The sequence below is a fragment of the Dactylosporangium sp. NPDC051485 genome (genome assembly GCF_040682015.1).
In the GTDB taxonomy this organism is placed as follows: Bacteria; Actinomycetota; Actinomycetes; order Mycobacteriales; family Micromonosporaceae; genus Dactylosporangium.
Genome location: NZ_JBFAZW010000046.1, coordinates 70,239 through 77,273, shown reverse-complemented (window position 1 = coordinate 77,273; position 7,035 = coordinate 70,239). Strand labels below are relative to the sequence as shown.

Below are 7,035 nucleotides of genomic sequence, written 5' to 3'. Positions count from 1 at the left end.
TTCTCACCGATGCGACCCATCGGCGTGACCCCGTCGGAGTAGTAGATCGTCGTCGACTGGTTGATCGCGATGTCATCGGGCAACGCGACCTGGTCGAAGTAGTACGTCCCGCTGACCATGCCGATGCCCGCGATCATGATGAACGCCGCGATCGACGCGATGAGAATGTTGCGCCGGCGGCGCTTCTTCGCCTTCGCGGTCGGCGTGGGCTTGCCCTTGCCCGTCGTTTCGGCCGGCGGCCCCGAAGCACCGTCGCCCACCACGGCCCGCCCAACGGAGGCGCTACCCACGGAGGCTTTACCAACGGACGCGCTGCCCACGGACGCGCTACCTACAGAGGCGCTACCAACGGACGCGCTACCCACCGAGGCTTTACCAACGGACGCGCTGCCCACGGACGCGCGCCCGGCAGAACCGGCGCTCGGCGGGTTCGGGATCGCGGCACGTCCGACCGATGCTCGCCCTGAGGCACTGAACCGCTCGGGAGGGTTGATGTTCCCGCCGCCGTCATTCTCCACGCTGTAAGGCTCCCAGTGCTCGGTACTGTTACTCGCGGCTCGTCGATGAGCCGCCGGATGCGCACGCGGCCGAGGGTAAATGGTGCCCCGCACATCACGCGACCCCGCTCACTATCGGCAACGCTCGAATCGACGTACGGGCACGTTCATGGCCTCCCCTGCCACCGGATGAGGTTGCTGCGGGCACGCAGCGTGCCGGGGATGGTCCGGACCGAGGACGTCTCGCCCTGAGTGGCATCGGCCGATCACGCAGCCAGGCGCACGGGTGCCGCTCGACGCCCGGCACCGAGAGCAGCGCGAGGTCGGGGAACGCGAACATGTCCCGGCCGTCGGGCGCGTCGGGGACCGCCTGCAGCACCGCCGCCGAACTCCGCTGCCGTTGCCGGGGCCACGGGACACGCTCGATCCGATACCCTCGCCTCGGTCAATCCCGGGAGGAATCACATGAAGCACCTGCGCGCGTTGCTTGCCGTCGCATTCGCGGTGGCCGGCACGGCGGCCTGCGGCACCGCGGAGCCGGATGCGGCGGGCACCGCCCCGCCGGCCGTGGCGAGCTCGGCGCCGCCCAGTCCGAAGGACACCCTGGTGAGCGCGGCCAAGGCGCTCGACGCCGCGTCCTTCAGCCTGCGCATCAGCCAGGACGGCATGGCCGGCACCGGCCGGTTCGACGGCCCGGCCAAGGCCATGGCGTTCGAGGTGAACACCAAGGTGCAGGGCCAGAAGGTCTCGTTCGGGTACCTCGTGATCGCCCCGAATGTGTGGTTCAAGGGCGACCTCGGCACGGCCGCGAACAAGTCGCTGGGCATCACCAAGGGCAAGTGGATGCTGATCGACCAGACGAAGGTCGAGAGCAAGGACGCGTTCCCGATCGACGACACCGGGAACCCGAGCCTTGCCCTGGCCCCGATGTTCGAGGCCGCCTCCGGCGTGGTGAAGACCGACGCCGGCCACTTCGAGGGCAAGCTCGACGTGAGCGTGGCGAACAAGCTGTTCTCGGCGGACGCCGAGGTGCTGCAGAAGATCGGCGACAAGGCCAAGAGCGTGCCGTTCACCGCCGCCGTCGACGAGCAGGGCAGGCTCAAGACCTTGAAGCTCGACGGCACCGGCATCGACCCGTCGATCAGCACCGAGGCCGAGTTCACCGACTTCGGCGCGATCCAGCCGATCACCAAGCCGGCCGGGGCCTATCCCGCGCCGGCCTCGGTCTACAAGATGCTCAACGGGTGATCTGCAGGCGCTGGTGCGCGCCGCCGATGACGACGGCCCCGCGCATCAGCGCCTCCGGCAACTGCCCGCACCCGCGGGCGCGCACGCCGCCGCGTCACGATGGTCGGGCCACGTACCCTGTCTTGGCGTCGGCCGAGAACCCACAGGCTCGGTAGAAGGCGTGGGTCGCAGGCTTGCGCGACCCGGTCATCAGCATCGCCTTGTAGCAGCCCGCATCCCATGCGGCTTGGAGGGTGCCGGCCATGACCTGCTTGCCCAGGCCCGTGCCACGCTGCGATTCCTCGACGACGACGTTCTCGATGACGGCGTAGGGCGACGCCGATCGGGTGATGTTGGGGATCACGTTGAGGTACGTCGTGGCCACGACGACCCCATCCAGTTCGAGGACGAAGAGATGCAACGCCGCAGAGCTCAGGATCTGGTGGAAGGCCGCCGCATCGGACCCGTCCGTCAGTACCGGGTCGTCGGGCTGCAGTTGCCGATAGAGGCGGATGATCTGCTCGAAGTCGCCCGGCCGGGCCGCACGGAACATGCCGGGAGCCTAACCATCGCACCGGGCGTCGCTCATCGTGCGTGGCGGGGCGCCAGGACCACACCCCCACAGCAATTGACGCCACTGCTCGAAGACGCGCTCAGAGCCCCGGCAGCGTCCTCTGGGCGTCGTACACCGGCCAGCCGTCATCGCCCCGGCGGACCCCCTCGGTGAGCCGGTGCGGCTGGTGGACGCCGACGTCCAGCAGATGCTCGACCACGGCCCCGCGCATCACGAGCGCATCGGCGATCAGCATGCGGTGGCAGTGCCACCACAGCGTCTCGGCGCAGAGCACGGCCGGCAGTTCGCCCGCGGCCGCGCCGATCAGCTCGTCGATCGCGGTGCGGAACGCCGGCGTGTCCATGTGGTCGGCATAGGCGGCGAAGGTCGCGTTGCGCAGCGCCGTGTGCCGCGAGCCCGGCCGCGCATGGCGCCGCCCGCCGAGGGTCTCACCCCGCCAGGTGTACCGCAGGCCAGCCCCGCGCACGGCGTCGGCGAGCGCCTCCCTGCCGTACTGCGGATGCCGCCGCGACCCGGGAAACCGCCGCACGTCGACGAGCCGGTCCACCCCGGCCTCGGCCAGGATCGCGAGCAGCGCCTCGATCGGTCGCGCACCGTGCCCGATCGTGCCGACCCGCACCGCCCCGCCGTCCACCGCGGTCACCCTACCCGCCCGGCGTGCGGCGACACTTCCATCCCGGCCACGAGCGCAGGCCCGGCACGCTGCCCCCGCGCTGCCTGGATCGCCGTGGCGGACCCTCAGGCGTAGGCGCCCACGAAGGCCGGGGTCCGGACGACGGCGTGGCGAGCGACCGCCACGCGCGAGGCCGGTGGAGTACACATGGGCCCTCTTCCCGCGCCCGGAACCGTACGGCACCGCGGCGGCGATCGGTTAGATCCTTGACGGTTAGAACTCTAATCATTAGAGTTCTCATCATGAACGCATCGGAGCCCGCACTCACCGGTACCCTCGGCCTGGTCCGCTGGATCGGGTGGGCGCAGCGCAAGGCCGCCGAGGACTGGATCCGGGTGCGCGAGCTCAGCCATGAGCAGGCCTTCGTGCTCGGCTACCTGGTCCGCAGCCCCGGTGCGATCCAGCGCGACATCGCGCAGCTGACCCGCACGAGCGCGGCGAGCGTCTCCAGCCTCGTGCAGGGGCTCGAGCGCCGCGGCCTCGTCGAGCGCCGCACGGAGCGCGGCGACGAGCGCAGCAAACGCGTCTACGCGACGCCGGACGGCGCGGAGCTCGTCGCCGGGTTCGACACCGCGATGGCCGCCGCCGACGAGACGATCCTCGCCCCGCTGGACGAGGCCGAGCGGGCCGCCCTGCACGCCCTGCTCATGAAGGTCACCGCGGACCTGCCGCAACCCACCCGGTCCTAACCCGCGAAGCACACCACCTCGCCGCGCCGGCTTCAGCCGTCGCGCGGTCCGACCTGCCCGAAATGCCCGCGCGCCCGCTGTAGCCGGCGCGAGGTCCAGCGTGCCCGAAAACACCCGCCGCGCCGGCATCGGCCGCCGCGGCGCTCCAACCTGCCCGAAAGGGGGCACCATGAGCAGCAAGACCCTCGAATCGCCCGCGAAGGCCGACGCCGCCGGCACCAACCGCTGGTACCTCTCCGCTGCGCCGATCGCCCGCGCCCTCGTGCACCTCTGCGTGCCGATGGCCGCCGCGATGATCGTCGGCGCCGTGTACAACGTCATCAACGCCGGCTTCATCGGCTCGCTGCACGACACCGCGCTGCTCGCCGCGATCACGTTCGGCATGCCGCTGCTCGGCCTCGTCATGGCGGTCGGCGGGGTGTTCGGCGTCGGCGGCGGCGCGCTCATCTCCCGGCTGCTCGGCGCGGCGGAGCGCGACCCCGCGCGGGCCGGGGAGATCAAGCGCGTCTCGTCGTTCGCCGTCTGGGGCTCGGTGCTCGCCGGGGTCGTGTTCGGCGGCGCCGGGCTGCTCCTGCTGCACCCGCTCGTGGCGCTGCTCGGGGCGAACGCCGCCGCCGTGCCCGCGACGAGGTCCTACGTCGCCGTCATGCTCGCCTTCGTACCCGTGCTCGCCGCGGCCATCTGCCTCGAGCAGCTCGTGCGGGCGGAGGGCGCCGCGCGCCAGGCGATGATCGGGCTCATCGCGTCCACGGTCGCGAACCTCGGGTTCGACGTCCTGTTCATCCTCGTCCTGCACTGGGGCGTCGCCGGCGCGGCGCTCGGGACCGGCCTCGCGAACCTCGTCACCGTTGCCTACCTCGCCTTCTGGCTGCAGCGGCACAGCGAGCACGTGAGCCTCGCGCCGCGCTGGTTCACGCTGTCGCCCGCCGTGCTCAAGCCCGTCTTCGGCGTCGGCTCCGGCGAGCTGCTCCAGTCCGCCTTCCTGATCGTCACCACCCTGGTTCTCAACAACCTCGCGGCCGGCTACGGCGACGGCCCGCTCGCGGCCATGGGCGTGGCGGTCCGCATCGCGCAGGTGCCGGAGTTCCTGGTCATGGGCGTCACGATCGGCGTGCTGCCGCTCCTGGCGTACGCCTACGGCAAGGGCGACCGCGGCCGTCTCACCGCGGCCCTGCGCGGCTCCGCGACCACGGTCGGCGGCATCGTCCTGATCTTCTCCGCGGCGGTGTTCCTCCTGCGCGACCAGGTGCTCTCCGCGTTCCTGGCGGACCGCTCGGTCCTCGGCGTCGCCGTCACGATCCTCGTGGCCCAGCTCGTGGCGATGATCGTGAACGGCTTCACGGGCCTGATCACGTCACTGTTCCAGGCGACGGGGCGGTCGGTGCCGGCGATGGTGATGTCGACGGCGCAGGGCGTCCTGTTCATCCCGATCGTGATCCTCGGCAAGCTCTGGTTCGGGCTGGCCGGCATCATGTGGGCGCTGACCGTCACCGAGTGCACCGTGCTGCTCGTCGGCGTCGCGATGTGGCTCGCGTCCCGCCGCGCGATCGAGCGCGGCCTCGCCGAGGGCAGCCCGCAGCGCGCCGAAGCGATGCTCGAGCAGGAATGACCGCCGGGTGCGCTCAGGCCGGGGCTTCCTTGAGCGCGCCGTGCAGGAACACGTCGACGAGGTCGGCGGAGTCGAGGTCGGGGCCGAGGAACCGGCCGCGGCTGAACATGAAGCCCAGGAACACGTCCGTGGCCGTGGCGACCGGCAGCCGCAGCCGGTCCGCCTCGGGCTCGAAGAGCTCGGCGACGGCCGCCTTCGTCGCCTCCTGCGAGGCGTTGCGGTCCAGGCCGGCGGCGCGGGCCTCGTCCGGGTCCGGCCGGCGGCGCTGGTGGCCGGACGCGTGCAGGGCGCCGATCACCGAGCCGATCCGGCCGAGGTGGGCGCGCAGCGCCTCGGCGGCCTCGACCAGCCGGTCGGGCAGGGGCTGGTCGAGCGAGATCGAGCCGAGTTCGCGCAGCACGTGCGCCGGGTCGAGGGCGCGCATGACGACGGCCTTGATGAGCTCGTCCTTGTCGGCGAAGACACGGAAGACCGTGGCCTCGCCGATGCCGGCGGCCCGGGCGATCTGGGCCGTGGTGACCGCGGCGCCGTGCTCGGCGACCAGCGGAAGCGCAGTCTGCAGGATCATGTCGCGGCGCTGCTCGGGATCCATGCCCGGGGCGCGGCGGCGGGGTTCCGTCACGCCGCCGACGCTACGGAGTGAGTCCTCACTCCGTCAAGCGATATCGATCGGGGTGCTACGCCTTCGGCGCCTCGAAGACCAGCATCGCGTCGGCCGGCGGGGGGCCGTAGATCGAGACCACCGTCTCCTCGTCGAAGCGGGACTCGTCGGCGACGTTGACGAAGTCGCGGATCGCGGTGCCGGTGCAGTACGTGTCGGCCAGCGGGGCGCCGTGCCGGGCCAGCACGTCCGGCACGTGCACGGTCCGGAAGTCGATGCTGTAGCGGGCCAGGCCCGAGGTGTTCGGGGTCGAGCGGTGCAGGTGGGCGCCGGAGAACATCAGCACCTGGCCCGGGGCGGGCAGCGCGATGAGCTCGTTCGGCGGGTTGTGCGCGTACGCCCCCGGGCGCACCTGGGCCTCGGTCTTCACCGACTCGGCGGTGGTGAGCCGGCCGACGTTGTTGCGGTAGTAGTCGAAGTCGCCGGAGTTGTTGTCCACCGGGGCGTTGAAGCGGTCCAGGTCGAAGGACATCGCGTTGGTCTCGCGCACCGGGAACACCGGCAGCCACCAGTTCAGCTGCTGGTTCGGGGCGGAGTACCACACGTCGCGGTGCCACGGGAACGCGAAGGCGACCCCGGTCGTCAGGTGGCCGACCGGGAACGAGGTGCGCGGCTTCGGCACGTCGAAGTGCGTCTCGGACGCCTTGAAGCCGATCTCCTCGATGATGCTGCGCACGAGGACCTTGGACCGGTCGCTGTGGATGAAGCGCGGCTTCCACGGGCCGAGCAGCCGGGCCATCTCCTCGGGCTCGATGAACTCGTGGGCGTGCTCCGGGTCGTGCGGCGCGAACAGCTCGGTGAGCTGCTCCCGGGCGTACTCGACCAGCTCGGCCACCGAGGGCAGCTGCGTCATCACGAGCAGGTGGCCGTCGTAGAGCTTCTGCCGGATCTCCTCCGCCGAAGCCGGCGGATCCACGTAGACAGCCATGCGGTACCTCCCAGGATGACGACGACGCAGAGCCTAGGGACTCGGTCCAGGTCCCGGTAGCCCGGCACTGTCGGTTACCCGTCGATCGGCCCGGATTCCGGCTGTACGGTCACCCCTCGCACTGGCCCGAACGGGCACCCCCGCCCTCCGGCGAACGCCCGGGACAGCCGGCTCGCC

General features: G+C 71.3%; 7 protein-coding genes and 1 pseudogene. 3 read left to right on the top strand and 5 right to left on the bottom strand.

Annotated features, from left to right (window positions below):
* Positions 1-320 (bottom strand): annotated as a pseudogene (locus AB0M46_RS25545) (penicillin-binding protein); the annotation flags it as partial.
* A gap of 642 nt (positions 321-962) precedes the next feature.
* Between AB0M46_RS25545 and AB0M46_RS25540 the strand changes: the two are divergent.
* Positions 963-1,745 carry a hypothetical protein gene (locus AB0M46_RS25540; RefSeq protein WP_363339681.1) on the top strand — a complete coding sequence of 261 codons (783 nt, stop codon included), beginning with the start codon at positions 963-965 and terminating at the stop codon, positions 1,743-1,745.
* A gap of 94 nt (positions 1,746-1,839) precedes the next feature.
* Here AB0M46_RS25540 and AB0M46_RS25535 read toward each other — a convergent pair whose 3' ends face one another.
* On the bottom strand, positions 1,840-2,277 hold the full coding sequence (locus AB0M46_RS25535) for a GNAT family N-acetyltransferase (protein WP_363339679.1): 438 nt from the start codon (positions 2,275-2,277) through the stop codon (positions 1,840-1,842).
* A 100-nt stretch (positions 2,278-2,377) separates the two neighbouring features.
* Positions 2,378-2,941 carry a DUF488 domain-containing protein gene (locus tag AB0M46_RS25530; protein WP_363339677.1) on the bottom strand — a complete coding sequence of 188 codons (564 nt, stop codon included), beginning with the start codon at positions 2,939-2,941 and terminating at the stop codon, positions 2,378-2,380.
* A 272-nt stretch (positions 2,942-3,213) separates the two neighbouring features.
* Here AB0M46_RS25530 and AB0M46_RS25525 point away from each other — a divergent pair, with 272 nt between their 5' ends.
* Together AB0M46_RS25525 and AB0M46_RS25520 are read left to right on the top strand one after the other, a co-directional pair.
* A complete protein-coding gene (locus AB0M46_RS25525) occupies positions 3,214-3,660 on the top strand; it encodes a MarR family transcriptional regulator (RefSeq protein ID WP_363339675.1) in 447 nt (148 codons plus the stop codon).
* Positions 3,661-3,829: 169 nt separating this feature from the next.
* The gene (locus AB0M46_RS25520) at positions 3,830-5,269 is read left to right on the top strand and encodes an MATE family efflux transporter (protein WP_363339673.1); all 1,440 of its coding nucleotides are present in this window, start codon (positions 3,830-3,832) and stop codon (positions 5,267-5,269) included.
* 13 nt (positions 5,270-5,282) lie between these two features.
* Here the strand turns inward: AB0M46_RS25520 and AB0M46_RS25515 are convergent, their stop codons facing one another.
* Both AB0M46_RS25515 and AB0M46_RS25510 read right to left on the bottom strand, forming a co-directional pair.
* Entirely contained in the window at positions 5,283-5,891 is a 609-nt protein-coding gene (locus AB0M46_RS25515; RefSeq protein ID WP_363339671.1) for a TetR/AcrR family transcriptional regulator, read from the bottom strand.
* Between the two features lie 55 nt (positions 5,892-5,946).
* Positions 5,947-6,858 carry a hypothetical protein gene (locus AB0M46_RS25510; RefSeq protein WP_363339669.1) on the bottom strand — a complete coding sequence of 304 codons (912 nt, stop codon included), beginning with the start codon at positions 6,856-6,858 and terminating at the stop codon, positions 5,947-5,949.
* Between the last annotated feature and the right edge of the window lie 177 nt (positions 6,859-7,035).